Source organism: Cupriavidus basilensis (genome assembly GCF_008801925.2).
GTDB classification, from domain to species: Bacteria; Pseudomonadota; Gammaproteobacteria; order Burkholderiales; family Burkholderiaceae; genus Cupriavidus; species Cupriavidus basilensis.
On record NZ_CP062804.1, the window covers coordinates 2,689,169 to 2,714,951 of the forward strand.

Annotated in this window: 24 protein-coding genes; 23 read left to right on the top strand and 1 reads right to left on the bottom strand. The window is 66.5% G+C overall.

Features of this window, described 5'->3' with window-relative positions:
- Positions 1-101: 101 nt before the first annotated feature.
- The 16 genes from F7R26_RS32940 to F7R26_RS33015 all read left to right on the top strand — a co-directional run bounded on the left by F7R26_RS32940 (position 102) and on the right by F7R26_RS33015 (position 16,795).
- Positions 102-479, top strand: a complete 378-nt coding sequence (locus tag F7R26_RS32940; RefSeq protein ID WP_150992995.1) for a flagellar protein FlaG — start codon at positions 102-104, stop codon at positions 477-479.
- A 42-nt stretch (positions 480-521) separates the two neighbouring features.
- Positions 522-1,991, top strand: coding sequence for a flagellar filament capping protein FliD (gene fliD / locus F7R26_RS32945; RefSeq protein ID WP_150992993.1), 1,470 nt, complete (start codon positions 522-524; stop codon positions 1,989-1,991).
- 49 nt (positions 1,992-2,040) lie between these two features.
- Positions 2,041-2,487, top strand: a complete 447-nt coding sequence (fliS, locus tag F7R26_RS32950; protein ID WP_150992991.1) for a flagellar export chaperone FliS — start codon at positions 2,041-2,043, stop codon at positions 2,485-2,487.
- 1 nt (position 2,488) lies between these two features.
- Positions 2,489-2,824 carry a flagellar protein FliT gene (locus F7R26_RS32955; RefSeq protein ID WP_150992989.1) on the top strand — a complete coding sequence of 112 codons (336 nt, stop codon included), beginning with the start codon at positions 2,489-2,491 and terminating at the stop codon, positions 2,822-2,824.
- Between the two features lie 8 nt (positions 2,825-2,832).
- On the top strand, positions 2,833-4,152 hold the full coding sequence (gene fliK / locus F7R26_RS32960; protein WP_150992987.1) for a flagellar hook-length control protein FliK: 1,320 nt from the start codon (positions 2,833-2,835) through the stop codon (positions 4,150-4,152).
- Positions 4,149-4,469 carry an EscU/YscU/HrcU family type III secretion system export apparatus switch protein gene (locus F7R26_RS32965; protein ID WP_150992985.1) on the top strand — a complete coding sequence of 107 codons (321 nt, stop codon included), beginning with the start codon at positions 4,149-4,151 and terminating at the stop codon, positions 4,467-4,469. Before fliK ends, F7R26_RS32965 begins: the two co-directional genes overlap by 4 nt.
- Before the next feature lie 240 nt (positions 4,470-4,709).
- Entirely contained in the window at positions 4,710-6,953 is a 2,244-nt protein-coding gene (locus F7R26_RS32970) for an O-linked N-acetylglucosamine transferase family protein (RefSeq protein ID WP_150992983.1), read from the top strand.
- A 112-nt stretch (positions 6,954-7,065) separates the two neighbouring features.
- The gene (locus tag F7R26_RS32975) at positions 7,066-9,291 is read left to right on the top strand and encodes an O-linked N-acetylglucosamine transferase family protein (protein WP_150992981.1); all 2,226 of its coding nucleotides are present in this window, start codon (positions 7,066-7,068) and stop codon (positions 9,289-9,291) included.
- Positions 9,288-10,061, top strand: coding sequence for a glucose-1-phosphate cytidylyltransferase (gene rfbF / locus F7R26_RS32980; RefSeq protein WP_043353489.1), 774 nt, complete (start codon positions 9,288-9,290; stop codon positions 10,059-10,061). Before F7R26_RS32975 ends, rfbF begins: the two co-directional genes overlap by 4 nt.
- 5 nt (positions 10,062-10,066) lie before the next feature.
- Positions 10,067-11,125 carry a CDP-glucose 4,6-dehydratase gene (rfbG, locus tag F7R26_RS32985; RefSeq protein WP_150993005.1) on the top strand — a complete coding sequence of 353 codons (1,059 nt, stop codon included), beginning with the start codon at positions 10,067-10,069 and terminating at the stop codon, positions 11,123-11,125.
- Positions 11,122-12,405 carry a class I SAM-dependent methyltransferase gene (locus F7R26_RS32990; protein WP_150992979.1) on the top strand — a complete coding sequence of 428 codons (1,284 nt, stop codon included), beginning with the start codon at positions 11,122-11,124 and terminating at the stop codon, positions 12,403-12,405. The genes rfbG and F7R26_RS32990 overlap by 4 nt, the downstream gene beginning before the upstream one ends.
- Positions 12,402-12,947 (top strand): dTDP-4-dehydrorhamnose 3,5-epimerase, encoded by a 546-nt coding sequence (gene rfbC, locus F7R26_RS32995; RefSeq protein WP_150992977.1) that lies wholly within the window; start codon positions 12,402-12,404, stop codon positions 12,945-12,947. The genes F7R26_RS32990 and rfbC overlap by 4 nt, the downstream gene beginning before the upstream one ends.
- Positions 12,948-13,047: 100 nt before the next feature.
- Positions 13,048-14,118 (top strand): FkbM family methyltransferase, encoded by a 1,071-nt coding sequence (locus F7R26_RS33000; RefSeq protein WP_150992975.1) that lies wholly within the window; start codon positions 13,048-13,050, stop codon positions 14,116-14,118.
- 8 nt (positions 14,119-14,126) lie between these two features.
- Positions 14,127-14,948, top strand: a complete 822-nt coding sequence (locus tag F7R26_RS33005; protein WP_150992973.1) for an NAD-dependent epimerase/dehydratase family protein — start codon at positions 14,127-14,129, stop codon at positions 14,946-14,948.
- Positions 14,939-15,592 (top strand): LbetaH domain-containing protein, encoded by a 654-nt coding sequence (locus F7R26_RS33010; protein ID WP_170302023.1) that lies wholly within the window; start codon positions 14,939-14,941, stop codon positions 15,590-15,592. Before F7R26_RS33005 ends, F7R26_RS33010 begins: the two co-directional genes overlap by 10 nt.
- 252 nt (positions 15,593-15,844) lie before the next feature.
- Complete coding sequence (locus tag F7R26_RS33015) at positions 15,845-16,795, top strand: IS110 family transposase (protein ID WP_193692084.1); 951 nt, start codon at positions 15,845-15,847, stop codon at positions 16,793-16,795.
- Between the two features lie 415 nt (positions 16,796-17,210).
- Here the strand turns inward: F7R26_RS33015 and fliE are convergent, their stop codons facing one another.
- Positions 17,211-17,531, bottom strand: a complete 321-nt coding sequence (gene fliE, locus F7R26_RS33020; protein WP_150993642.1) for a flagellar hook-basal body complex protein FliE — start codon at positions 17,529-17,531, stop codon at positions 17,211-17,213.
- Between the two features lie 509 nt (positions 17,532-18,040).
- Between fliE and fliF the strand changes: the two genes are divergently transcribed.
- The 7 genes from fliF to alkB all read left to right on the top strand — a co-directional run bounded on the left by fliF (position 18,041) and on the right by alkB (position 25,776).
- Positions 18,041-19,750, top strand: coding sequence for a flagellar basal-body MS-ring/collar protein FliF (gene fliF, locus F7R26_RS33025; protein WP_193692200.1), 1,710 nt, complete (start codon positions 18,041-18,043; stop codon positions 19,748-19,750).
- Positions 19,740-20,732 (top strand): flagellar motor switch protein FliG, encoded by a 993-nt coding sequence (gene fliG / locus F7R26_RS33030; protein ID WP_150993612.1) that lies wholly within the window; start codon positions 19,740-19,742, stop codon positions 20,730-20,732. The genes fliF and fliG overlap by 11 nt, the downstream gene beginning before the upstream one ends.
- Complete coding sequence (gene fliH / locus F7R26_RS33035; protein ID WP_150993614.1) at positions 20,719-21,576, top strand: flagellar assembly protein FliH; 858 nt, start codon at positions 20,719-20,721, stop codon at positions 21,574-21,576. The genes fliG and fliH overlap by 14 nt, the downstream gene beginning before the upstream one ends.
- Positions 21,497-23,044 carry a flagellar protein export ATPase FliI gene (fliI, locus tag F7R26_RS33040; RefSeq protein ID WP_241754624.1) on the top strand — a complete coding sequence of 516 codons (1,548 nt, stop codon included), beginning with the start codon at positions 21,497-21,499 and terminating at the stop codon, positions 23,042-23,044. The genes fliH and fliI overlap by 80 nt, the downstream gene beginning before the upstream one ends.
- Entirely contained in the window at positions 23,037-23,492 is a 456-nt protein-coding gene (fliJ, locus tag F7R26_RS33045) for a flagellar export protein FliJ (RefSeq protein ID WP_150993616.1), read from the top strand. Before fliI ends, fliJ begins: the two co-directional genes overlap by 8 nt.
- 26 nt (positions 23,493-23,518) lie before the next feature.
- Positions 23,519-24,988 (top strand): flagellar hook-length control protein FliK, encoded by a 1,470-nt coding sequence (locus F7R26_RS33050; RefSeq protein ID WP_193692201.1) that lies wholly within the window; start codon positions 23,519-23,521, stop codon positions 24,986-24,988.
- Positions 24,989-25,122: 134 nt separating this feature from the next.
- Positions 25,123-25,776: a DNA oxidative demethylase AlkB gene (gene alkB, locus F7R26_RS33055; RefSeq protein WP_150990492.1), complete on the top strand. Its 654-nt coding sequence runs from the start codon at positions 25,123-25,125 to the stop codon at positions 25,774-25,776.
- Positions 25,777-25,783 lie beyond the last annotated feature (7 nt).

Sequence of the window (25,783 nt, forward strand, 5' to 3'; positions counted from 1 at the left end):
CGGGCCCGTCCTGCCGGGAATGTTTTCAGAGCGGTCTCCGCTCTGAAAGCGTTTCCTCCGGAGCCTTTCGTGCACCGGCCCAACCGTTGCGAAGACAGATCATGATCAGTTCGACCGAACCGCTACTGCCGATGACGGCCACCCAGTCCGCCAGCCCATTACCGTCCGTGAATGCGGCCGGAACAGCGGCAACCACCGCGGCCTCGGGTTCGGATGCAACAGGGCCAAAGCCGGCGAACGGGTCCCATGCAGCCGCCAGCGGCGAGCTGGACAGCGCGCTCAAAAGCATCAACGATGCCCTGCAGGCCACCTCGCTCGAGGTACGCGTCGGCATCGACAAAACCACGCACCGCTTGGTGACGAGCGTCGTGGACAAGACCACCGGCGAGACCATTCGCCAATTCCCCTCAAAAGAAGTCCTGCGCATGATCCGCGCCATCGATAAACTGCAGGGCTTGCTCATTCATCAAACCGCCTGAACGGGCGATCCTCCCCGTCGAAACCAACCACAGGTTCCAAACATGAGTTCAACGAGTGTATCGAGTTCAACCAGCTCACCGATTTCGTCGCTTGGCGTTGGCTCCGGGCTGGACCTGAGCACCCTGCTGACCAATCTGCAGACGGCGGAGCAAGCCAAGCTCACCCCCATCACCGACGAGCAGACCGCCGCCAACAGCAAGCTGTCGGCCTATGGCGTGTTGCAAAGCGCGCTGGCGTCGTTCCAGTCGGCCTCCGCCGCACTCGGCACGGCCAGCCTGTACAACAGCACCACCACCTCGTCGAGCAACACCAGCGTGCTCACCACCACGTCGGACAATACCGCGGTGGCGGGCAGCTACGCAGTCAACGTATCGCAACTGGCGCAGTCGCAGACGCTGGTCTCGAACGGCATCACCGACAGCACCGGCCAGCAGCTGGGCAGCGCCACCATCCAGATCCAGTTCGGCACCACCACCACCAGCGGCACCACCACCACCTTCACACCCGGCAGCACCGCGGCAACGTCGATCAACATCAACGGCACCAACGACACACTGAGCGGCATCCGCGACGCCATCAATGCCGCCAATGCCGGTGTCACAGCCAGTATCGTCAACGACGGCAGCAGCACGCCCTATCACCTGGTGTTGACCTCGAACTCCACCGGCGCCGCTTCGAGCATGAGCATTTCGGTCAGCAGCAACGGCAGTGGCGACCCCACCACCATCAGCAACCTGCTGACGTATAACCCGGGCGGCACGACGGCGATGACGCAGAACATCGCGGCGCAGGACGCCAAGCTCACCATCAACGGCCTGGCGATCACCAGTGCCAGCAATTCGGTCCAGGGCGCGGCCCAGGGCGTGACCCTCAACCTGGCCACCGCCGGCACCAGCACGGTGAGCGTGGCCAGCAACACCAGCGCCATGGCTACCGGCGTGCAGAGCTTCGTCACCGCGTACAACACGCTGCAGTCCACGGCAGCCCAGCTCTCCGCCTACGACGCGTCCACCAACACCGCCGGTGTGCTGCTGGGCGACTCTACCCTGCGCGTGATCGAGAATCAGCTGCGCAACGTCATCAATACGCCGCAAACGGCGGTCGGCACCACCGGGCTGACCAACCTGACGCAGATCGGCATCAGCTTCAACGCCGACGGCAGCATGGCGCTGGATTCGAGCAAACTGAACGCCGCCCTCTCCAGCAACCGTACGGGCGTAGCCCAGCTGCTGAGCGGTACCGACGGAAAATCGGGCTTCGGCAACCAGCTATCGGCCGCAGCGACCGGCTTTGTCAGCACCACGGGTGCCCTGACGTCCGCCACCAACGGCGTCAACGCAACGCTCAAATCGCTCGCGACCGAGTACACCAATACACAGACCGAGATCAACGCCACCATCGCGCAGTACCAGACCGAATTCCAGAACCTGGATACGCTGATGTCGCAGATGAACTCGACCAAGACTTACCTGACGCAGCAGTTCAGCTCTTCGAGCAGCTCTTCGGGTTGAGCGCAGCCGGACTTGCATACTCGTCATATCAAACTCAGGGATCGCCGCTATGTACGCACGCACCGCCGCCAATGCTTATTCCAATGTCGGCAACGAGACAGGGGCCATGAGCGCCTCTCCCCATCGGCTCATCGTCATGCTGTTCGACGGTGCGCGGGCGGCGATTGCCCGAGCCCGCTTCCATATGGAAGCGGGCGATGTTGCCGGCAAGGGCAAGGCCATTTCCCACGCCATCAGCATTGTCGAAAGTGGACTGCGCGCCTCGCTGGATCATGGTGCCAGCGCGGACCTGGCCGGCAATCTCGATGCGCTCTACGACTATATGACCCGGCAACTGATGCTGGCCAACCTGCATAACGACGAGGCCCGCCTGAACGAAGTGGACAAGCTGCTGGCCGACATCGCCACGGCCTGGAGCCAGATCGATCCGACCGCCGAGCCGGAGCCTGCGCCTGCGGCGTTCAAGCCGATGGAAGCTCTCTCAATAGGAGCCTGACATGTTGCAGCAAAAGAAACAGATCATCGCCTGCTATGAAGAACTGATGCGCCTGTCCGGCCTGATGTGCGAGGCCGCGCGCGCGGGCCGGTGGGATACGCTGTGCGCGCTGCAAACGGCTTACGTCGCCCAGGTCAACACCCTGAAGAGTATCGACGACGTGGCGTCGCTGAGCGCCGAAGAGCGGCGTTACCGCTACCGGATGCTGGAAACCATCCTGTCGCAGGATGCCGCCATCCGCAACCTGGTCACACCCAGGATGGAAGAGCTGGGCTACCTGCTGAATAACTCGCGCCGCCGCCAGGAACTGCATCACGCCTACGGCTCGCCGGCCTGATACGGTAAATGATCGGCATCAACCTTCCGGCAGATGCATCGCTTGCCCTGCGCACGGATCCGCAGGCGCTCAAGTCCGCCCTTACCGTAGCGAAGCTGGCGGCCCTGCAGCCGGTTGGCACCGTCACCGACACCGAGGGGCCTTCCGGGGGTGGCAACACCGTGCAGCAAGGCCGGGCCGCAACGGTCGGTGCCGGCATGCCGCCCCCGACCGAAGGCGCGGCAACAACTTCGGCGCGCGAGTCGCTTAGCACGGCCGCGCGCGTCATCCTCGATATCCTGGACGGCACCGATGCCGCGCCGCTGCGCAGCGCGGCGCCCGTCGTGGCCGCGCCGCCAGGCAGTGGCCAGGCCGCTTCGCTGGCAAGCGCGCTGGCCCGCCAGGTTGGGCAGAGTGGCCTGTTTTATGAGTCGCATCTCGGCCAATGGCTGAATGGCACGCGCCCGCTCGACAGCCTGATGCGCGAGCCCCAGGCCTTGCTGGGGCGCCCGCCCGCTGCCCCGCCAGCCACCACGGATGCCACGCAACCGGTGTTGCAGTTGACGTATCAGCCGGCTGCGGGCGCGGCAACGCCTGCCCCGGCCCAGGTGGCTGCCAATGTCGCCAAGGCCGCCGCCGCCGTCGCGGCGGAGTCAGGCAGCCTTCCCCTTCCCGCGGAAGGTCCCGGTGCCGACACGCCGGCACAAGCGCAGAAAGCTGCGGGCCTTTACTCAGCGCCCGCCCCCGGCGCCGCCTCCACGGCGGCGACGCCTGCCGCAAATCCGGCCACGCCCTCCGCGCATCTCGCCCAGCAGGCAACCCAGGCCTACCAGGCAGCTTCCGCCACGCCAGCGCCGCGTACGGTGCATCTCTCGGCGGACGACATCTTCGGCGCAAGCAAGCCGGCCGCGGACCCGTTGCAAGCCACCAGCGCCACCGGCCCCGCCGTGCATCCCGATGCCGCCACCTTGGTGCGCCAGCAGCTCGACACCCTGGCAACCCAGCAATTGCGCTGGATGGGCGAAGCGTGGCCGGGTACGCCGATGCAATGGCAGATCACGCGTGAGCAAGATGACAACCCCGCGCGCGGGCAGGGCCAGCCGGATGCCATTGCCGACGGCGTCTGGTCGACCCGGCTGGTCCTCGAGTTCCCCAACCTCGGCACCGTGGAGGCCAGAATCAAGCTGACCGGCAACAGCATCGAAGCACGCCTGGCGGCGCCTGCCTCGGTCAACCTCCTGGCCGGCGCGCGCGCGCAGCTCCAGGATCGCCTCGCCGCGACCGGCCTCGATCTCACCGCGTTGGCGGTGGATGGCATCTTCCAACCGGCCGGGAGCACCAGGCGGTGAGACAGCCCGACGACAACGCACGCGGCACTGCGGTAGCGCTGAGCTACGATGAAACGCGCGACCAAAGCCCCCGCGTGGTGGCCAAGGGCTATGGCGACGTGGCCGACGCCATCATCGCCCGCGCCCGCGACGGCGGCGTCTATGTCCACAATTCCCCCGCGCTGGTGACCCTGCTCATGCAGGTCGACCTCGACTCGCGCATCCCGGAGCAGTTGTACGTGGCCGTGGCCGAATTGCTGGCCTGGCTCTATCAGCTGGAAAAAGGCCAGGCCGAAGCCGATACCGCGCCAGCGCCGAATCCGCTCAGCCCTCGCTGAGTTCCCCGGCGGCCACCAGCCGCCCACGCGAAAGCGCCGCATTCACCTCACCACTGCCCCGCCTCTGGAATTGGCCTCCTTTTTGGCTTGTATTCCGGCCTCCCCGCGCCTGTCGTCCTGATAAGTTTTAGGGGCCGGAACAGCCTGGCAATCACCGCAGCAAAACCGCCTTCCCCGGTATGCAGCGGCATTGTTATTGAGCGCATTGCCTGTACCAGCCCGCCAAGACGGGCCCAACCGATGAAACCTATCCAGATCGCTCCCAAGTTGCCCCGCCAGATCGACAAGGCTCGCACACTTTATCAAGCCGGCCAGTACCGCGCGGCGCTCAGGGAAGCCGAAAAGGCAGAGCAGATCCTTGGCAAGCGGGCCGACGCCTCCTACTGGCAAATGGCGGCCCGGCTGGCGCTGGAAGACACCAAGAAGGCCGGCGAGATCCTGCGCGACGGGCTGCAGCATTTTCCTGACGATATCGAACTGATGTCCCTCGGCGGCTTCGTCCTGCTGCGCAACGGCGAGCATCAGCAAGCCAAGCGGTTGCTGCAGCGCTGCGTCGACATCGACCCCGGCTCGCTCAGCGCGTGGGTGCACTTTACCGCCCTGCTGCTGGAGCTGCGAGAGCCCGCCGCCGCAAAGGAGGCGGCGCTCAAGGCGCTGGCCATCAATCCGGATGAGGCCACGGCGGTGTGCAACTACGCCATCGCCTTGAAGGAAACCGGCGAAATGGGTGAGGTCATGGCCCCACTCAGGAAGGCCGTGAAGCTGGCCCCGCGCAACCTCGCCATCCGCGCCAACCTGCTGTTCGCCATGCTGTTCGCCCAGGAAACCACGGCGCTAGACCTGCTGCGCGAGGCCAAGGCCTATGAAGCGCTGCTGCTGGCCGGCCCCCGTTTCCCGCGCGACGACAACGCGCCAAAGCGCACTAGCGGGCCGATACGGCTGGGGCTGATCTCGAACGACCTGATGCGCCACGCCTGCTCCTACTTCGTCCTGCCTCTGATCGCGAACCTGGATCGCGCACGGGTGGAAGTGGTGGCGTTCTCGCTGCACCCGCTCAGCGACCATGTGACGGAGAAGATCCGGCTACATGCCAACCAGTTCATCGAACTGGCCGGGAAATCGACTGCCGATATTGTCGAGATTGTCCGCAATGAGCAGCTCGACGTGCTGATCGACCTCGGCGGGCATACCGGGACTTCACCGCTGCCCTATATGGTGCACGGACTGGCGCCGGTGCAGATGACTTGGCTTGGCTATCCCGGCAGCACCGGATTGAAATCCATCCAGTACCGCATCAGCGACTGGACCTGCGACCCTGAAGGGTTCGAGCCGCACTATGCGGAGACCTTGCTCAGGGCGCCCGGCGTCTTTTGCACGTATGCGCCGTTGATACACAGCCCGCTCAAGGCCTACGGCCCCACGTACAGGGTCCGGGAAACGCCTGCGCTGCGTACCGGCACGATTACCTTTGGCTCCTGCAATAACCTGGGCAAGGTCACCGACCAGACCGTGGCGCTGTGGCGCACGGTACTGGAGCGCTGCCCGAACAGCCAGCTGCTGATCGAGGCACGGGACATCGACAGCGAGGCCGTGCGCGCGCCCCTGCTGACACGCCTGACGCAGGCTGGCATCGACCCGGACCGGGTGGTCTGCGTCCCCAGGCAGGCGGCGAACCAATACCTGACCTATCACGACATCGACATTGTGCTGGACACCGTGCCCCTGACCGGCGGCACCACCACGTGCGACGCCTTGTGGATGGGTGTACCGGTGGTCACGCTGGCAGGCTCGGCCTTCCACTCGCGGATGTCCGCCAGTTTCCTGCACGCGCTCGGCCTGGATGGCCTGAGCTGCCGCAATGAAGAGGAATACGTGGACGTGGCCGTGCAACTGGCCGCGGACATCGGCCAGCTCAACGACTTGCGGCTGTCTCTGCGGCAGCGCTTCGAGCAGGGTCCTCTGGCCGATGGCGCCGCCTTCGCGCGCTGGCTGGAAGACCAGCTCACCGAAGCAGTCCGGCCGCACCGCCAGGTCGACAGCACGCCCGGCTCGCACGACGGCGTGTACTTCTCCGACACCTGGCACACCATGGCGGAAATCGTGATTGCCATCGCGGGATTGCTTGAGGCCGGCCGTTACGTGGAACTGCGCGCGCTGCTCGAGACCTTCTGCGCGAAGTGGCCCAGGCACTGGATCGTTCCCTACGCACTCGCCGAGATCGAACATCGCAACGGCCAGCACGAGGCCGCGGTCGATTACCTGATGGAGAGCGTCGGCCTGCGGCCCTATCACCTGCCGCTGTACCGGCTGCTTAGCGCGCGGCTCGACGAATACCAGTACGACAAGGGCATGCTTGGCGAATTCATGCTGCAGCAACTCGGCGTGCCGCTGGCCCTCGTCGAACAGCAGGGTGCGCCAACAGTGCTGGAAGTCCTGGGCATCAACGTCGGGCAGCCAGTGCGAGCCGAGCCGGCACATGCATAGGCTACAGCATGCCCCGGGGCGCAGAATGCCCCCCGGTTCAGCCGCCTGGCGCAGCTGCGCCTGGATTCCGCGCTGCAACGGCCTGCGGGCCTGGTAAATCCATCCTTCCCTTATGAAGAAAGTCGCAATCAATCCCAAGGCGGACCGGTGTATCAAGCAAGCCGAGACCAGTCATTACGCTGGCCGCTTTGAGGAAGCCATCGCCCATGCGGAGAAGGCCAGGAAGCTCGCGCCGCATATGGCCAAGCCCTATTATTGGGCCGCGTTTTCCTCGCTGGAACTGCATCGCCTCGACGATGCCTACCGTTTCGCCCAGGAAGGACTCGCCGCGCATCCCGGCCAGCCCGACATCGCGTCCATGTGCGCGCGCATCCTTGTGGCGATGGGCAAGCTGGAGGACGCCAGGACCATGCTGCGCGACTGCGTGGCATCCCACCCGCAGTGCCTGGAAGCCTGGGCGAACTACGCCATCGTGCTGAACAAGCTGGGCGAGCATGCCGAAGCCAAGCAAGCCTCGCTCAAGGCCATCGAAATCGCTCCGGATCATCCGGCGATCCTGGCCAACTATGCCAACGACCTGAAAAACACTGGCTTTGCCGAGGACGCGATCCAGGTGTTGCGCCGCGCCGCGGCAACCGCGCCAACCAACAAGAGCATCCGCTCAAACCTGCTGTTCATGCTTCTCTTCGGCGAGAAGACGAGCGCGCAAGACTTGCTGGCCGAAGCCTCCAGGTATGCGCAAGTGCTGGCGCGCGAGCGGCTGCCGGCGTTGCCCATGCAGCCCCGCCCCCGCTCGGACAGGATCCGCATCGGCATCCTGTCGAACGACTTGTACAAGCATGCCTGCGCCTACTTCCTGATCCCGCTGATCGCCAACCTCGACCGCGCCAGGTTCGAAGTCGTGGCGCTCAGCCTGCACGCCTATCACGACAACGTCACGCACAAGATATCCATCTACTGCGACCGCTTCGTCAGCCTGGCCAATAAGCCGGATGGTGAAATCGTCAAGCTCATCCGCGAGGAAAACGTCGATGTGCTGATCGACCTTGGCGGATATACGGGCAGCTCGCCGCTGCACTACATGGTCCACGGCCTGGCTCCGGTGCAGCTCACCTGGCTTGGCTATCCTGGCAGCACCGGCATGCCGGCAGTGCAGCATCGCGTGACCGACTGGATCGGGGATCCGGCCGGGGCAGAGCCCAACTACACCGAGAACCTGCTGCGCGCACCCGGCCCGTTTGCCGTCTACCACCCGCTGGTTGGCAATCCGCTGACGGTCTATCAGAGCGATTACCAGGTCAGGGAAACGCCGGCGCTGCGCAACGGCTTCATTACCTTCGGCTCCTGCAACAACATCGGCAAGCTGACCGACCGGACCCTGCGGATGTGGAGCGCCGTCCTGGCGCGCTGCCCTGGCAGCCGGCTGCTGGTCGAGGCGGCGGGGCTCGATACGGATGAAGTGAAGGTGCCGCTACTGGAGCGCATGGCGCAAGCCGGCATCGACACGCAGCGCGTCACCTGCATCCCCCGGGAAGGCAAGAACCAGTACCTGACCTACCACGACATCGATATCGCACTGGATACCTCCCCGGTCACCGGCGGCACCACGACCTGCGACACGCTCTGGATGGGCGTGCCCGTGGTCTCGCTGGCCGGCCCGGCATTCCACACCCGCGTCTCCGCGCCCTTTCTGCACGCCGTAGGCCTGGGCGGCCTGGTCTGCGAAACGGAGCAGGCCTACGTCGAGATGGCCGCGCAGCTTGCCGCGGACGTGGAGCAGCTCAACGCGCTGCGACTCTCCCTGCGGCATCGCTTCGAGAAGAGCGCCATCGCCGACGTGGCCGGCTTCACGCGCTGGTTCGAAGACCAGGCGGCGCATCTGGTCAGCCAGCACCGGGATGTGAGCCACCTCAAGCCGCGTACGCAGGACGGCGTGTTCTGCAATGGCGCCTGGCATTCGATGGAAGAACTGGTGCTGACCATCGGGCTGCTTCTGCAGGAAGGACGTCATATCGAGCTGAACAGCCTGCTGGAAAACATGTCGGCCAAGTGGAGCAAGCACTGGCTGATCGCCTTCGCGCTGGGTGAGATGGCCCAGCGCGAAGGCCGCTACGACCGCGCGCTCGAACTACTGATGGAAGCCGTCAACCTGCGTCCGTACCACCTGCCGCTCTACCGCCTGCTCAGCGTGCGGATGCGCGAAGGCGGTCATGACACGAGTCCCGTGGCCGATATCCTGCAGCAGCAGTTCGGCCTCGACCTGGCCCTGCTCGATAGCCAGGGCAAACCTTCGACCTACGAAATCCTGGGCATCCAGGTGCTGGAGGAAGCAGCATGAAAGCCGTCATCCTGGCGGGCGGGCTGGGTACCCGCATATCCGAAGAATCCCACCTGCGTCCCAAGCCCATGATTGAAGTGGGCGGCAAGCCGATCCTGTGGCACATCATGAAGATGTATGCCGCACACGGCATCAATGACTTCGTCATCTGCCTGGGCTACAAGGGCTACGTCATCAAGGAATACTTCGCCAACTACTTCCTGCATATGTCGGATGTGACCTTCGACATGTCGGAAAACCGCATGGACGTGCACTGCCGCAAGGCCGAGCCGTGGCGCGTGACGCTGGTGGACACCGGCGAGGAATCGCAGACCGGCGGCCGCCTGCGGCGCGTGCGCGAGTACCTCACGCCCGGCGAGCCGTTCTGCTTTACCTATGGCGACGGCGTGTCCGACATCGACCTCACCGCCGAGATCGCCTTTCACCGCAACCACGGCCGCTGGGCCACGGTGGCGGCGGTGCAGCCGCCGGGACGCTACGGTGCGCTCGAGCGCACCAGCGAAGGCATGGTGGCCGGTTTCGCGGAAAAGCCGCGCGGCGACGGCGCCTGGATCAATGGCGGCTTCTTCGTGCTGCAGCCCGAAGTGCTTGACCTGATCGCCGACGACAAGACCAGTTGGGAGCAAGCCCCCATGGAAGAGCTCGCCACGCGCGGGCACTTGCTGGCGTTCGAGCACCAGGGCTTCTGGCAGCCGATGGACACCCTGCGCGAAAAGAACATGCTGGAGCAGTTGTGGCAATCCGGCGCGGCACCCTGGAAGACATGGTGACCCGCATGCTAGACGGCTACACCGGCCGCCCGGTCTTCGTGACCGGCCACACCGGCTTCAAGGGCGCATGGCTCGCGCTATGGCTGGCGCGCCTCGGCGCGCGGGTGACAGGCTACGCGCTGGCGCCCGAGTCGCCGGCCGGCCTGTTTACCGCGGCCGAAGTCCAGAGCACGCTGCAAGCCCACCACCTGGCCGACATCCGCGATGCGAGCACGCTGGCTGCCGCCATGCAGGCAGCGCAGCCGGAGATCGTCTTCCACCTGGCGGCGCAGCCGCTGGTGGGGGCCGGCTATCGCGACCCGGTGGCCAACTGGGCCACCAACGTCATGGGCACGGTCAACCTGCTCGAGGCGGTGCGCCACTGCCCTTCGGTACGTGCCGTGGTGGTCATCACCACCGACAAGTGCTACGACAACAAGGAATGGTTCTGGGGCTACCGCGAGACCGATCCGCTCGGCGGGCATGACCCGTACAGCGCCAGCAAGGCCGCGGCCGAACTGGTTGCCGCCAGCTATCGCAATGCCTTCCTGGCCGAGCGCGGCGTGCTGGTCGCCACCGCGCGCGCCGGCAATGTGATCGGCGGCGGCGACTGGTCCGACAATCGCCTGGTGCCCGATGCCGCCCGCGCGGCCGCCGCCGGCGCGGTGCTCGAAATCCGCAACCCGCAGGCCACGCGGCCCTGGCAGCATGTGCTGGAAGCCCTGCACGGCTACCTGCTGCTTGGCGCACGCCTGATGGCCGGAGAGCAAGCGCTTGCGCGCGCCTTCAACTTCGGCCCGCAAGCCGCCGACAACCTCGCCGTGGGCGCCGTGCTGGCGCGCCTGGCGCAACACTGGCCCGAACTGCGCTGGGCGCATCGCCCGGATCCCACCGGCGCCGCACCGCACGAAGCTCGCAACCTTCACCTGGACTCCGCCCTGGCCAGAGGACTGCTTGGCTGGGAGCCGCGCTGGCCGCTCGACCAGGCCCTTGCCGCCACCGCCCACTGGTACCGCGCCGTGCATGAAGCCCCGGCCCAGGCGCGGTCCGTCACCGAACGACAAATCGAGCAATTCTGCGTATGACAGACGCTGCCCACGCCTTTCCTGATACCCATTCCAGCCACGCTGCCAGCGACGCGGCCTGCCGTTCCTGTGGCCAGCCGCTCGCGCAGACCGTGGTGGACCTTGGCCTGTCGCCAGTCTCCAACGCATTCATCAAGGCGGACGACCTGGCCCTGGCGGAAACCTTCTACCCGCTGCATGCGATGGTGTGCCAGCACTGCTGGCTCGTCCAGTTGCGCGACGCCACGCCTGCCCAGACACATTTTCACGACGACTACGTCTACTTCTCGTCGTACTCGTCGTCATGGCTGGAGCACGCCCAGCGCTATGTCAGCACCATGACCCAGCGTCTCGGCCTGAACGCCGACAGCCGCGTGATGGAGCTGGCCAGCAACGACGGCTACCTGCTGCAATATTTCGTGCAAGCCGGCATTCCGTGCCTGGGCGTCGAGCCCACCGCCAACACCGCCGCTGCCGCACGCGCCAAGGGCGTGGACAGCCGCGAGCTGTTCTTTGGCCGCGACACCGCGCACGCGCTGCGCCAGCAAGGCTGGGAAGTCGACCTGCTGCTGGGCAACAACGTGCTGGCGCATGTGCCTGACATCAACGACTTCGTCGGCGGCATGCCGCTGGTGCTCAAGGCCCAGGGCGTGATCACGCTGGAGTTTCCGCACCTGCTGCGCCTGATCGAGCAGAACCAGTTCGACACGCTTTATCACGAGCACTACTCGTACCTGTCGCTATCGGCGCTGGAGCCGGTATTCACCCGGGCCGGCCTGCGCGTGTTCGATATCGAGCACCTGGCCACCCATGGCGGCAGCCTGCGCGTGTTTGCCTGCCATGCCGGCGCCAGCCACGCGACCCGCCCCTCGGTGGCCGCCACGCTGGAAGAAGAGCGCGAGGCCGGGCTGCGCTCGGCCGCGCTGTATGCCGGCTTTGCCGAGCGCGTGCGCAAGGCCAAGCGCGACCTGCTCGCCTTCCTGATCGAAGCCCGCAATGCCGGCAAGCGCATCGCGGCGTATGGCGCCGCCGCCAAGGGCAATACGCTGCTCAACTACTGCGGCGCCGGCACCGACTTCATCGACTACGTGGTCGATCGCAACCCCACCAAGCAGGGTCGCCTGCTGCCCGGCACGCGCATCCCGGTGGTGGCGCCCGAGCAGGTCTTCAGCGACAAGCCCGACTACCTGCTGATCCTGCCCTGGAACATCAAGGACGAAGTCATCGCGCAGATGGCCGGCATCCGCGAGTGGGGCGGCCGCTTCGTGGTGGCCATTCCGGAAACCGCGGTGCTGCCATGATTTTCACGCGGACCCCCATCGAAGGCGCATGGCTGGTGGACCCGGAGCCCCTGGCGGACGAGCGCGGCTTCTTTGCGCGCACGGCTTGCGTGGATGCCTTCGCGGACCACGGGCTGAACGGGCGCTTTGTGCAGCAGAGCATCTCGCGCAATACCCGGGCCGGCATCCTGCGTGGCATGCACCTCCAGTACGAGCCTGCCGGCGAGGACAAGCTGGTGCGCGTCACCACCGGCGCCATCTTCGATGCGATCCTGGACCTGCGCCCCTACTCGCCAAGCTTCCGCCAGTGGTTTTCGGTGGAGCTGACGGCGCAGAACCAGCGCGCGCTGTATATCCCCAGGGGCGTGGCGCACGGTTTCCAGACCCTGACCGAGTTGTCGGAAGTTTTCTACCAGATGACCGTGCCCTTCGCGCCCGCCCACAGCGGCGGCGTGCGCTGGGACGATCCCGAGATCGGCATTGCCTGGCCGCCGTGCGAGAACCGGCTGATCTCGGCCAAGGACCTTGCACTGCCGTGCCTGGCGGCGGTCAGTTGTTATTGAATTTCGTATTGCCCGAAACACCGAATTTCCCGAATTGCCGAATCATCAAATCCAACCGGTCAGCCAAGCCGACCAACAAGCCAAACTGCGGAGCCATTCCATGAGTACCGATCAATTGCAGAAACTGTCCAAAGCCCTGCGCGAAGTTGGCACCAGCGCGGCCGCGCGCGACCGGCTGGTCGCGCTGTGCAAGTCCATCGAGCAAGACCTGTCCGGCTACGAAGGCAGCGTGCGCGATGACATCACGGGCCCCATCGTCGACGCCATGTACGACGACGAATCGCGCCTGCGCAAGACGCTGGCCGATGGCACCGTGTTCGAGTTCCTCTACCGCACCAAGATCGCCCGCGATTTCCTGATGAGCACGCCGGCGCAGCCGGACCACGTATGGGAGCCGCAAACCACCAAGCTGCTGGTCAAGCTGTGCCAGAACGGCGGCAACGCGGTAATTGGCGGCGCTTACTTCGGCGACCAGGTAATCCTGATGGCCAAGCAGCTGGCGGCCGCCGGCGGCGCCTGCCACGCGTTCGAGCCCAATGCCGACCAGCTCGGCATGCTGCGCAACAACGCGCAGCTCAACCATGTGGAGAACATCCACAGCTGGCGCCTGGGCCTGTGGTCGGACAGCAGCACCCAGCTGCGCCTGGTCGGCAACGACTCCTTCGCCCACGCCGAGCGCGCCGACGGCGCTGCCGGCGACGACAGCTTTGCCACCATCACCATCGACGACTACTGCGCCCAGCAAAAGCTCGACAAGCTCAGCCTGATCATGCTGGACATCGAAGGCGCCGAGCTTGACGTGTTCAAGGGCGCGCGCGAGCAACTGTCGCGCCCGGCGCCCGATGCCCCGAACATCGTGTTCGAGGTGCACCGCCACTATGTGGACTGGAGCAACGGCCTGGAGAACGCGGAGATCATCCAGCTGCTCCAGGGCTTCGGCTACAGCGTGTTCGCGGTGCGCGACTTCAACTCCAACGTGGACATGGCCGGCCGCCCCATCGAGCTGATCCCGGTCGACGAGGTCTACCTGGAAGGCCCGGCGCACGGCTTCAACATGGTCGCCGTCAAGGACCCGTCCCTGCTGCAGGGCGCGGACTTCTCCGTGTGCCATGGCGTGAGCCCCAAGCTGCTGTGGCACCGTGACCCGGCGCTGCATCACCCGTTGTCGTGAGGCCAGGCATGCCCGGCTCCGTACCTTGTACCGTGATCGGCGGCGCCGGCTTTGTCGGCCAGCGCCTGGTCCAGGCGCTGCGCCAGGCCGGGCATGAAGTCCATGTGCCCGGCCGGGACGACCCCGGCCTGCTGGCGCGCGACCTCGGCCGCGTGTTCTATTGCGCCGGCCTCACCGCCGACTTTGCCGCACGCCCCTTCGATACGGTCGAAGCCCATGTCGGGCTGCTGGCCCGGCTGCTGCAGGCGGGCCGCTGGGACCACCTGGTCTATCTCTCGTCCACCCGCCTGTATGACAGCTCCGCGCTGCCGGTAGGCGACGAGGCCGGCGCGCTCACGCTGCAGCCAGCCAACCCGCGGCATCTCTACGACCTCTCCAAGGCGCTCGGCGAAAACCTGTGCCTCACGCTCGCGCCGGAGCGCACAGCCGTGGCGCGGTTGTCCTGCGTCTTCGACTGGTCGCCGGGCTCGCCTGGCTTTCTCTCCGAATGGCTGCAGCGCGCATCGGCCGAGCGCGCGTTCCAGCTCGACAGCGATGCCGCCTTGGTGCGTGACTACATCCACCTCGACGATGTCGTGCAAGCCCTGGCCACCATGTCGGCACTGGGCGAGCGCGGAATCTTCAACGTGGCCAGCGGCGCCAACGTCTCCAACGGCGAACTGGCCGACGTGTTCAACCGCGCAGGCTGGGCAGTCGAACTGGCCAGGTCCACCCGGGCGCAACCGGCGGCGGTATGCAGCGTGACGCGCCTGCGCGCGCTAGGCGTAGCACCGCGCGACGTGCGCGAGGTGCTGGCCGCTCACCTGGAAGGAGCAAGAACATGGAACTGATCGACCAGACACCTGAAAGCCTTGCCGCCTACACCTGCGCGCAGGTCGCGGCGCTGGTGCCGGACGGCAAGGCAGCGACGCTGCTGCCACTGATCGAGCGCAACCAGGCGCAAGCGCTGGCCCGGGTGGAACGCTGCATCAACGCCGTACGCATGTGGCACCCCGGGCGCTTCAACTACCTGCACTCCAGCCAGTACTGCCAGTACCTCTACTACCTGGCCAACACCATCTGGCGCAACGAGGGCGACGCCCGCGCCTGCACGCGGCTGTTCCTGCTGAACAAGGCGCTCAACGGCATCGACCTGTTCTACGAGATCGAGATGCCGGAAGTCTTTTTCATCGGGCACTCGGTCGGCATCGTGCTGGCAAAAGCCACCTACGGCAATTACCTCGTGCTGTACCAGAACTCCACGGTAGGCAAGAACCACGGCGCCGCCCCGGTGATCGGCGACGGCGTGGTGATGTATCCCAATACCGCCATCATCGGCCGCAGCCATGTGGGCAATGGATCGGTGATTGCGCAGGGCGTTAGCGTGATCAATCGCGATACGCCAGGGGATTGCCTGGTGTACGCGGGAAATGCCGGGGATCTGGTGTGCAAGCCGGTGCGAGAACCAGCAGCGGAAGAGTATTTCCGGCTGTAAGTTCCCGGGAGGCTGTCGGCCCATGCCGTAACGAAGGCATCGCGGCATGGCAAGCGCTCGCCCTCTCCCCCGGCCCCTTGTATGTCGGAAAATATGTCCTGGAAGCCTCAGATCGATGGCCCCATGCCCTGGGCGAAAGCCCAAGTTCGAGGGAGAGCGAGGATCGAGGCTTCCATTTTTGATAGCGTTTAGCCTAAGCCCGAACGGTTGGATGGCAGCACGCCGAATGGTCACAAGGATGGGATAAGCCAAATGGATATCAAGGTTGTAGGAATCGACGTTAGCAAGAACACGCTGGATCTGGACTCTTTGCCTGACAGCGCGAGCTTGCAGTTCATCAATGACGAAGCGGGTATCGCTTCGCTGTTGGCATACCTGGCCGAGCACAACGACGAAGGTCAAATCGATCGCATCGTGCTTGAGGCGACAGGCGGTTATGAAACCAGCGTCAGTATCGCGCTGGCTGGTGCCGGATTGCCGGTCGCAGTTGTCAACCCCAAGCAGGTGCGCGACTTCGCCAAAGCTTGCGGGATTCTGGCCAAGACCGACCGGCTCGACGCGCGCGTGCTGGCGCGTTTTGCCCAGCAGATCCGGCCGCCAGTGCGTCCGTTGCCCGACGAGGCGCAGCGCGAATTTGCTGACCTGTTGGACCGGCGCAGCCAGCTCGTGGTCATGCGGGCGCAAGAGAAGGCTCGAGTCGCCACTGCGCCGCCGCTTGCCATCAAGAGCCTGAAAGAGCATATCGAATGGTTGGACGCCCGTATCAAGTCGCTCGATATCGATATGACCCACAAGCTGCGCACCAGTGACGTATGGAAGCACAAAGTGGAATTGCTTAGCAGTGTGCCGGGCATTGGCAAAGTCAGCGTGTTCACCCTGCTGGGGCGACTGCCCGAGTTGGGTAAGCTCAACCGCCAGCAGATCGCAGCGCTGGTCGGCGTGGCGCCGTTTAACGACGACAGTGGCAAGCGCCGGGGACAACGCTACATCCGCGGCGGTCGAGCCGAGGTGCGCAATGTGCTGTACATGGCGACGGTAACTGCGATTCGTCATAACCCTGCCATCCGTAGTTTCTATGAGCGCTTGAGTCTTACCGGTAAGCCATTCAAGCTCGCCGTGACTGCCTGCATGCGCAAGCTGCTGACAGTCCTCAATACCATGGCGAAGACCGGTCAGCCGTGGGAAAACAAACTGCCCGCTTGACACGGTTGCTCTCCCACAAGTGGGAGAGGGGAGCCAACCAGCGGCAAGATCAACCACTGTGGTAGCCGTGATTCCCGCCCGAAGGGGCGGGAATCACCCACGGCGATGCGAAGCGAGCCGTGGAGGTGTGCCAAGGCCGTATGGGGCGCCTCGGGATTCGGCGAAAAGAGCGGAAAAGAGGGACCCATGTCTGAGTATCGCCCTAAGGCGATGCGAGTTTGGGTCCCGGCCGCTCTTTTCGCCGAAGCCCGAGGAGGTAGTCGCCCCATCCGGCGCGCCTTCTTTGCCTACTTTCTTGGCAAGACAAGAAAGTAGGTCGCCGCCCCGCAGGGGCGGTGAAACTGCAGTTGCCTTTGACGGTAAGCAGTTGCAGCTGCCCTTACCCCCAAGCAGCCACAAGCAAAACCCACCCCCCTCAAACCGTCATATTCATCACTTCCTGATAAGCCGCCGTCAACCGGTTCCGAACCTGCACCCCGGTCTGAAACGAAACATTGGCCTTCTGCATATCGATCATCACATCATTGAGCGACACACCCGGCTTGCCAAGCTCAAACGCCTCGGCCTGCCCATAGGCCTTCTCCTGCACGTTGCTGATGCGCGCCAGCGAACGCTGGAGCTCGCCGGCAAAACCGCCGGAGGAAACGGCGGAAGCCTGGCTTTCCTGCCCGGTGGCGCTCTGGGCCAGACCGCGCAGTTGCTGCAACATGCCGTCGATAGAAGAGATGGTAGTCATGGCGATCCGCTTGGAACCCGCCCCGCCCTGGCCAGCCGAAGCCCGCCCCGGGGAAACCGGTTCGAAAATGAGTCAATAAGGTTGCGCAGGGCACTCGCCCTGGCCGCTGCCGGCAAACCTGGCGCCATGCGCCGCCTATGCCACAAATGCCGCATCCGCGCGCGCCGCCTGTGCCAGCCCCCGAAGCGTACTCGCGGCGTCACCTGGGCCATTGCGGGAATTCGGGTGGAAAACGAGGCCTATTCGCCGGATTGTCGGCACCCGCCTTGGATGATCATCGATACCGTGCCGAATCTGGGATGCCGCTTACCTCTGCGCGCCCGGTCCGGACCCGAATCTCATCAACTATCGCGGGGAGTACGCGTGTTTTGTCAGCAGCGTGATCTTAGCCATGCCGAAGCCAGGGTTAGCCAGGCCAGCCGGGGTGGACAGGGCAGCCAGAGCGGCGCCCGCCATCCGGCCCAGCCGATCCTGACCCATGCCGGCCCGGCCGTGACGGGGGCGCGCGCATGAACGCCGTGGCAGCCCTGTCGAACAAGTCCGAGCTGTTCGAGCGACTCAAGACCAATCCGCGCCTGCCCCTGATACTGGGCGGCGCGGCCCTCGCCGCGGCCATCGCGGTGGGTGTGCTTTGGTCGCGTGCGCCGGACTACAAGGTGCTCTACAGCAATCTGTCCGAGCGCGACGGCGGTGCCGTCATCGCCTCCCTGCAGCAGATGAACGTGCCGTACAAGTTCGCCGAAGGCGGCGGTGCGGTGATGGTGCCCTCCGAGAAAGTCCACGAAACGCGGCTGCGCCTGGCTTCGCAGGGCTTGCCCAAGAGCGGCACCACGGGCATGGAGCTGATGGACACGCAGAAGTTCGGCATCAGCCAGTTTGCCGAACAGGTCAACTACCAGCGCGGCCTGGAAGGCGAGCTGGCCCGCTCGATCGAGTCGATTGGGGCGGTGCAGTCGGCGCGCGTGCACCTGGCCATTCCCAAGCCGACGCTGTTCGTGCGCGAACGCCAGAAGCCGACCGCCTCGATCGTGCTGCAACTCTACCCGGGCCGCGCCATCGATGACGGCCAGGTCGCCGCGATCGGCCACCTGGTTTCGTCCAGCGTGCCGGAGCTCACGCCCAAGGCCATCTCGATCGTCGACCAGCACGGCAACCTGTTGTCCGGCAGCGGCACCAACGAGCGCATGCTCGACGCCGGCCAGATCAAGTACGTGCAGGCGCTGGAGCGCAACTACGCGCAGCGCGTGGAGGCCATCCTGGCGCCGATCCTCGGCCAGGACAACGTGAAAGCGCAGGTGACCGCCGACGTGGACTTCTCCATCGTCGAGCACACGGACGAGTCCTTCAAGCCGAACCAGGACCCGACCCGCGCCGCCATTCGCAGCCAGCAATCGAGCGAGTCGAGCCAGCAAGGCGCGGCGCCGGTGGGCGGCGTGCCTGGCGCGCTGTCCAACCAGCCGCCGGCGCCGGCCACGGCCCCGATCGCCACGGCCCAGCCACCGCGCCCGGGCCAGCCGAACCAGCCAGGGCAGCAGGCCGGCCAGCAAGGCCAGGCCGCGGGCCAGGCCCAGGGCGGCGCCACCGCCACGGCCCAGACCGGCCCGAGCAGCAACCGCCACGACTCCACCACCAACTACGAGCTCGACCGTACCGTGCGCCATGTGCAGCAGGCACCGGGCGGCGTGAAGCGCCTGTCGGTGGCCGTGGTGGTCAACTACCGTCAAAAGGCGGGCGCCAACGGCAAGATGGTGTCTGAAGCCCTGCCCGCCGCGCAGCTCGCCCAGATCGAGAACCTGACCAAGGAAGCCATGGGCTTCTCGGCCGACCGGGGCGACTCGCTCAACGTGGTCAACAGCCCGTTCAACGTGGACAACGACATCAAGCCGGAACTGCCGCTGTGGAAGCAGCCGGAGATGATCGCCCTGGCCAAGACCGCCGCCGGCTACCTGCTGCTGGCACTGCTGGCGCTGTTCGTGTGGTTCAAGGTAGCGCGTCCGGTGCTGCGCAAGTACACCGCGCCGCCCCTGCCGCCACCACAGGAAAATTCGGCCGACAACGAAGCGATTCTGTTGCCGCCTGAAGAGCCGGCAAATCCGGAAGTCCTGCGGCTTGCCGCTAAATATGAAAGCGATCTCGCCCTGGTGCGTGACGCCGCGCAGCGCGACCCGCGCCTGGTTGCTAGTGTGATCAAAAACTGGATGGCTAGCGATGACCGATGAAGGATTGCAGAAGAGCGCCATCCTGATGATGTCGCTCGGTGAAGACGCCGCAGCTGAAGTATTCAAGCACCTTGGCCCCCGCGAAGTGCAGAGCCTGGGCTCGGCCATGGCCACGCTCAACTCGGTGACACGCGAGCAGATGTCCGCCGTGCTGTCCGAGTTCCGCCAGGAAACCGAGCAGTATCTCGCGCTGAATGTGGATTCGAGCGCCTTCATCCGCAGCGTGCTGAACAAGGCGCTGGGCGAGGAGCGCGCGGTCTCGGTGATCGAGGACATCCTCGAGTCCCGCGACCCGGGCGCCGGCATCGACTCGCTGAACTGGATGGATTCCACTTCGGTGGCAGAACTGATCCGCGACGAACACCCGCAGATCATTGCCACCATCCTGATCCACCTGGACCGGCAGAAGTCGTCCGAGATCATCGCCATGTTCACCGATCGCCTGCGCCAGGACGTGATCCTGCGGATCGCCACTTTCGGCGGCGTGCAGCCTGGCGCCCTGCAGGAACTGACCGACGTGCTGACCAAGCTGCTGGCGGGCCAGAGCCTCAAGCGCAGCCGCATGGGCGGTGTGCGTACGGCGGCGGAGATCATCAACCTGATGAGCACGGCCCACGAAGAAGCGGTGATCGAAGGCGTGCGCCTGCACGACGGCGACCTCGCGCAGAAGATCATCGACGAGATGTTCCTGTTCGAGAACCTGATGGAAGTCGACGATCGCGGCATCCAGCGCGTGCTCAAGGAAGTGGCCACCGAATCGCTCATCGTCGCACTCAAGGGCGCGCCGGTGGAGTTGCGCGACAAGTTCATCCGCAACATGTCGACCCGCGCCGGCGAAATGCTGCGCGAAGACCTCGAAGCGCTGGGCCCGGTACGGGTCTCGCAAGTCGAGGCCGAGCAGAAGAACATCCTCCAGGTGGTACGACGCCTGGCCGAAGCCGGCGAAGTTGTAATCGGTGGTGGCGACGATGCCTACGTCTGAACGTGCCCTGCGCCAGTTCCGGGGCCTTGCCTCGGACAGCGAATTTGTCGATGGCCGCAGTGAGCTTCGCGGCGATCATGCCAGCGATGCCGGCGATGGCCGCGCAGCGGGCAACCGCGGCGCGCCGCGCCAGGCCGGCTTCGAGAGCTTTGCCGCGCCGGCGGGCCGCGCCCCGCAGAAAAACGGCTGGCAGCGCTGGCAGATGGTCTCGCTGGATCCGCGCAAGGCCGCGCCCGCTCCGGCAGAGTTCATGCCGCTGGAGCCCGCACCGCCTCCCATCGACTTTGCCGCGCTCGACGCCATGCGGGAAGGCGCGCGCAAGGAAGGCTACGCCCAGGGCTATACCCAGGGCCAGACCCAGGGCTACGGCGACGGCCACCGCGAAGGCTATGCGCGCGGCCTGGAAGGTGCACGCACCGAAGCCGCCCACCTGCAGCAACTGGCCGCCACCTTCAGCCACGCGCTTGGCCGCGTTGACGAAGAAGTGGCCCAGACCCTGATTTCACTGGCGCTGGATGTGGCGCGCCAGCTCGTGCAGCAAGCCGTGCAGGCCGATCCCGCCGTGCTGCTTCCGGCGGTGCGCGAACTGCTCGCGGCCGAGCCGGCGCTGTCCGGCTCGCCCTGCCTGCTGCTCAATCCCGAAGATGTCACGCTGGTGGAAACCCACCTGACGGGCGAACTCCAGGCCGCCGGCTGGAGCGTGCGCGCCGACCCGGCCATCGCGCGCGGCGGCTGCGTGGCGAGCGCCGCCAGCGGCGAGCTCGATGCCACGCTGTCCACGCGCTGGAGCCGCGTGGTCAAGGCGCTCGGCCGTGACGACCCGTGGGAGCCGCCGCATGCCTGATACCTCGGCCAATGCCTCGGCCAATACCTCGGTGAATACGGATTTCACCGCCGGCCTGCATGGCCAGCGCTGGCGCGATGCGCTCACCGCCGCCTCGGCCGGCATTGCCGAGATCGACAGCAAGCGCAGCTGCGGCCGCCTGACCCGCGCCGCCGGCCTGGTGCTGGAAGCCGTGGGCCTGCGCCTGCCGGTCGGCAGCGATTGCCTGATCGAGCTGCCGGGCGGCCAGTTGCACGGCAAGAACACCGGCCCGCGCCTGGCCGAGGCAGAAGTCGTTGGCTTCGGCGCCGACCGGCTCTACCTGATGCCGCAATCCGACGTGGTGGGCCTGGTGCCCGGCGCGCGCGTCTATCCGCTCGAGCCCACGCCGCTGCCCAGCGGCGACACCACCCCGCGTGAGCCGGGCTCGAAGCGCCTGCCGGTGGGCGAAGGCCTGCTCGGGCGCGTGCTCGATGCCGCCGGGCGTCCGCTGGACGGCCTGGGCCCCATCACCGCTGCCACGGAAGTCACGCTCGGCGGCACGCAGATCAACCCGCTGTCGCGCGCGCCCATCGAGACTGTGCTCGACGTGGGCGTGCGTGCCATCAACGGCATGCTCACCGTGGGCCGCGGCCAGCGCATGGGCCTGTTCGCCGGCTCCGGCGTGGGCAAGAGCGTGTTGCTGGGCATGATGGCGCGCTACACCAGCGCGGAAGTGATCGTGGTCGGCCTGATCGGCGAGCGCGGCCGCGAAGTGAAGGACTTCATCGAGAACATCCTGGGCCCGGAAGGGCGCGCGCGCTCCGTGGTGGTGGCGGCACCTGCCGACACCTCGCCGCTGCTGCGCATGCAGGGCGCCTCTTATGCCACGCGCCTGGCCGAGTACTTCCGCGACCAGGGCCGCCACGTGCTGCTGATCATGGACTCGCTCACGCGTTACGCCATGGCCCAGCGCGAGATCGCCCTGGCCATCGGCGAGCCGCCCGCCACCAAGGGCTATCCGCCCTCGGTGTTCGCCAAGCTCCCCACGCTGGTGGAGCGTACCGGCAACGGCGCCGAAGGCGGCGGCTCGATCACGGCCTTCTACACCGTGCTGACCGAAGGCGACGACCAGCAGGATCCGATCGCGGATTCCGCGCGCGCCATCCTGGACGGCCACATCGTGCTCTCGCGCAGCCTGGCGGAATCCGGCCACTACCCCGCGATCGACGTGGAGGCCTCGATCAGCCGGGCCATGACGGCGCTGATCGAGCCGCCGCAGTTCGCCTCGGTGCGGCGCTTCAAGCAATTGATGTCGCGCTACCAGCGCAACCGCGACCTGATCAGCGTGGGCGCGTACGTGCCGGGCAACGATCCGGAGCTGGATCTGGCCATCCACCTGCATCCGCAGATGGAGGCCTTCCTGCAGCAAGACATCCATGAGCGCGCCGGCTACGACGCCTCGATCGGCCAGTTGCATAGTCTCTTCCACCGGAGTGAACATGGCTAAGCCATCTGCATTGAATACCTTGGCCGACCTGGCCCAGAACGATACGGATGCCGCCGCGCGCGAGCTGGGCCGGCTGCAAGGCCTGCGCAACCAGGCGGAGCAGCAACTGGCCGCGCTCACGCAGTACCGGCAGGAATACCGCGAGCGCATGCAAGCCATCGCGCAGGACGGCATGACTTCCACCCGCTGGCAGGACTTTGCGCAGTTCCTGGCCTCGCTCGATACCGCCATCCGCCAGCAAACCGAAGCGCTGGCCCGGGCCGAAGCCCAGTTGCTCGCTGGCCGCGCCAACTGGCAGCAGCAAAAGCGCCGCCAGAACTCCTTCGACACGCTCATTACCCGCGCGGATACGCGCGAGCAGATTGCCAGCACGCGCCGCGAGCAACGCGACACCGACGAATACGCAGCCCGCGCCGCCCGCCTGCAAGTTGCAGGCCGCCACCGCTAAGCCGCCCAGACAGACCGAGCCCGAACATGATCGATATCAGCCAGATTGTCAGCAATGCCGCCACTGCCGCCTCTTCGCGCAGCAGCAACACCAGCAGTGCCGACGCGCAGCAGCAGCAAGGGTTCGGCGATGCGCTGGCGCGCGCCCGCAACGACGACCGCACCAGCAGCAATAACAGCAATAGCAGCAATAACAGCAACGCCGGCAACACCAACACCAATAACGCGTCCGCACGCAACGACGCCAGCGGCCAGAGCGCCAATGCCGCCAGTCAAGGCACGCAAGCCAACACGGTAGCCAGCAAGCCGTCACGCCGCCAGGATAAGGACGACGAGACGTCCGAGGACCAGGCTGCGGATCCCGCCGCACAGTCCGCCGCCGCCGCGCTGGCCGCCCTGCTCGCGCCGCAGCCGGCCCAGCCTGCCGCGCTGGCAGCCAACGGCGCGCTGCCAGGCTCGGCCGGACTGCCCGGCACTGCCGCCCTGGGCGCGCAAGCTGGCTTGAAGGACATGAAGGACCCGGCGCTCGCCAGCGCCGCGGCCGCCACACCCAACGCGGCCGCACCGGCGACCTCGGCCGCCGCCGATACGCTGGCCACCATCGCGTCCCAGCGCGCCGCGCTGCAGGCCGTGCCGCAAACCGCGGCCAGCACCCAGGCGGCGACCACGGACAAGCCCGCCGCAACGCCCGGCACCGACGCCACCAAGGCCGCCCCGGACCTGGCCGCCAGCCTCAAGGCCGCCATGGCCAGCCAGCAAGGCAGCAATGGCCAGGCCTCCTCCGGGCAGCAGGACGCCTCGCTCGGCCAGCCGTACAAGGCCCCGCTGCAGCTTGGCGATGCCGGCAAGGGCAACGCGCCCGCAGCAGCCGCGGCAGCCACCGCCGCCACGCCGGCCAACCCGATGCAACTGGCGGCAGCCATGCGCGCCGCCGAGCCGGCCAGCACCGAAGCCACGCCCGCCGCCGTCACGCCGCTGATGGCGGCCGGCAGCCTGGCCGCGAGCCAGGCGCCGACCTCGGGCGGCCTGTCGCCGACCACCTCGCTGCCGATCGCGCCGCCCGTGGGTGACGGCCAGTGGCCGCAAGCGCTGGGCCAGCAGATGGTGCGCCTGTCGACCCAAGGCAACCACACCGCCGAGCTGCAGCTCAATCCGCCCGACCTCGGCCCGCTCAAGGTCGTGCTCAACGTCGTCAACGACCAGGCCCAGGCCCAGTTCGTCTCGCCGCACGCCGCCGTGCGCGCCGCGGTCGAAGCCGCGCTGCCGCAACTGCGCACCGCGCTGGCCGACAACGGGATCCAGCTGGGCCAGACCTCGGTGGGCGCCGACGGCTTTGCCGGCCAGGCCGGCAACGGCCAGCAGCAGCAACGCCAGCCGGGCAACGCGCAGAACGGCTTCGGCACGTTGGCCGGGATCCCGGCAGCCCCGGTCAATGCCGGCCCCGTGGCCCCGGTGGCACGCACCCTCGCTCGCGGCGAAGTCGACACCTTCGCCTGACGGCCCGGGCGTGATGGCGGCTCGGGCGCACACGCCCGGGCATGCCACGCAGCCCAGCGCATTCGCGCTTACCATGTCGTTGTAGAGCGGGGCCGCAGCCATCAAGGCTGGCGCGCCCCGCCCGCCAAGACGCCATGACCTTCGACCTGTTCGACTCCCTACCCCAGGATGCCCCCCGCGCCGAGCCCATCGTGCCCGGCGCAGTGGTGCTGCGCGGCTTCGCACGCGAGCATGAACTCACCCTGCTGGATAACGTGCGCGCCATTGCCACGCAAGCGCCGTGGCGGCACCTCATCACGCCGGGCGGCCTGCGCATGTCGGTGGCCATGACCAACTGCGGCCAGTTTGGCTGGGTTTCGGATGTCACCGGCTACCGCTACGAAGCGGCCGATCCCCTCAGCGGCCAGCCCTGGCCAAGCATGCCGGATGCCTTCCTGGCGCTGGCGCGCGATGCGGCCGCCACGGCCGGCTTTGCCGACTTCCGGCCCGATGCGTGCCTGCTCAACCGCTATGCCCCAGGCACCCGGCTCTCCCTGCACCAGGACCGCGATGAGCGCGACCTGCGCGCGCCCATCGTCTCGGTGTCGCTTGGCCTGCCGGCCGTGTTCCTGTTCGGCGGCCTGGCCCGCGCCGAGCGCCCGCTGCGCGTGCGGCTGGCGCATGGCGATGTGGTGGTATGGGGTGGCCCGGCCAGGCTGGCGTTCCACGGCATTGCGCCGCTGGCCGACGGCGATCACGCGCTGGTGGGCCGCGAGCGGATCAACCTGACTTTCCGCAAGACGCGCTAACGGCGTG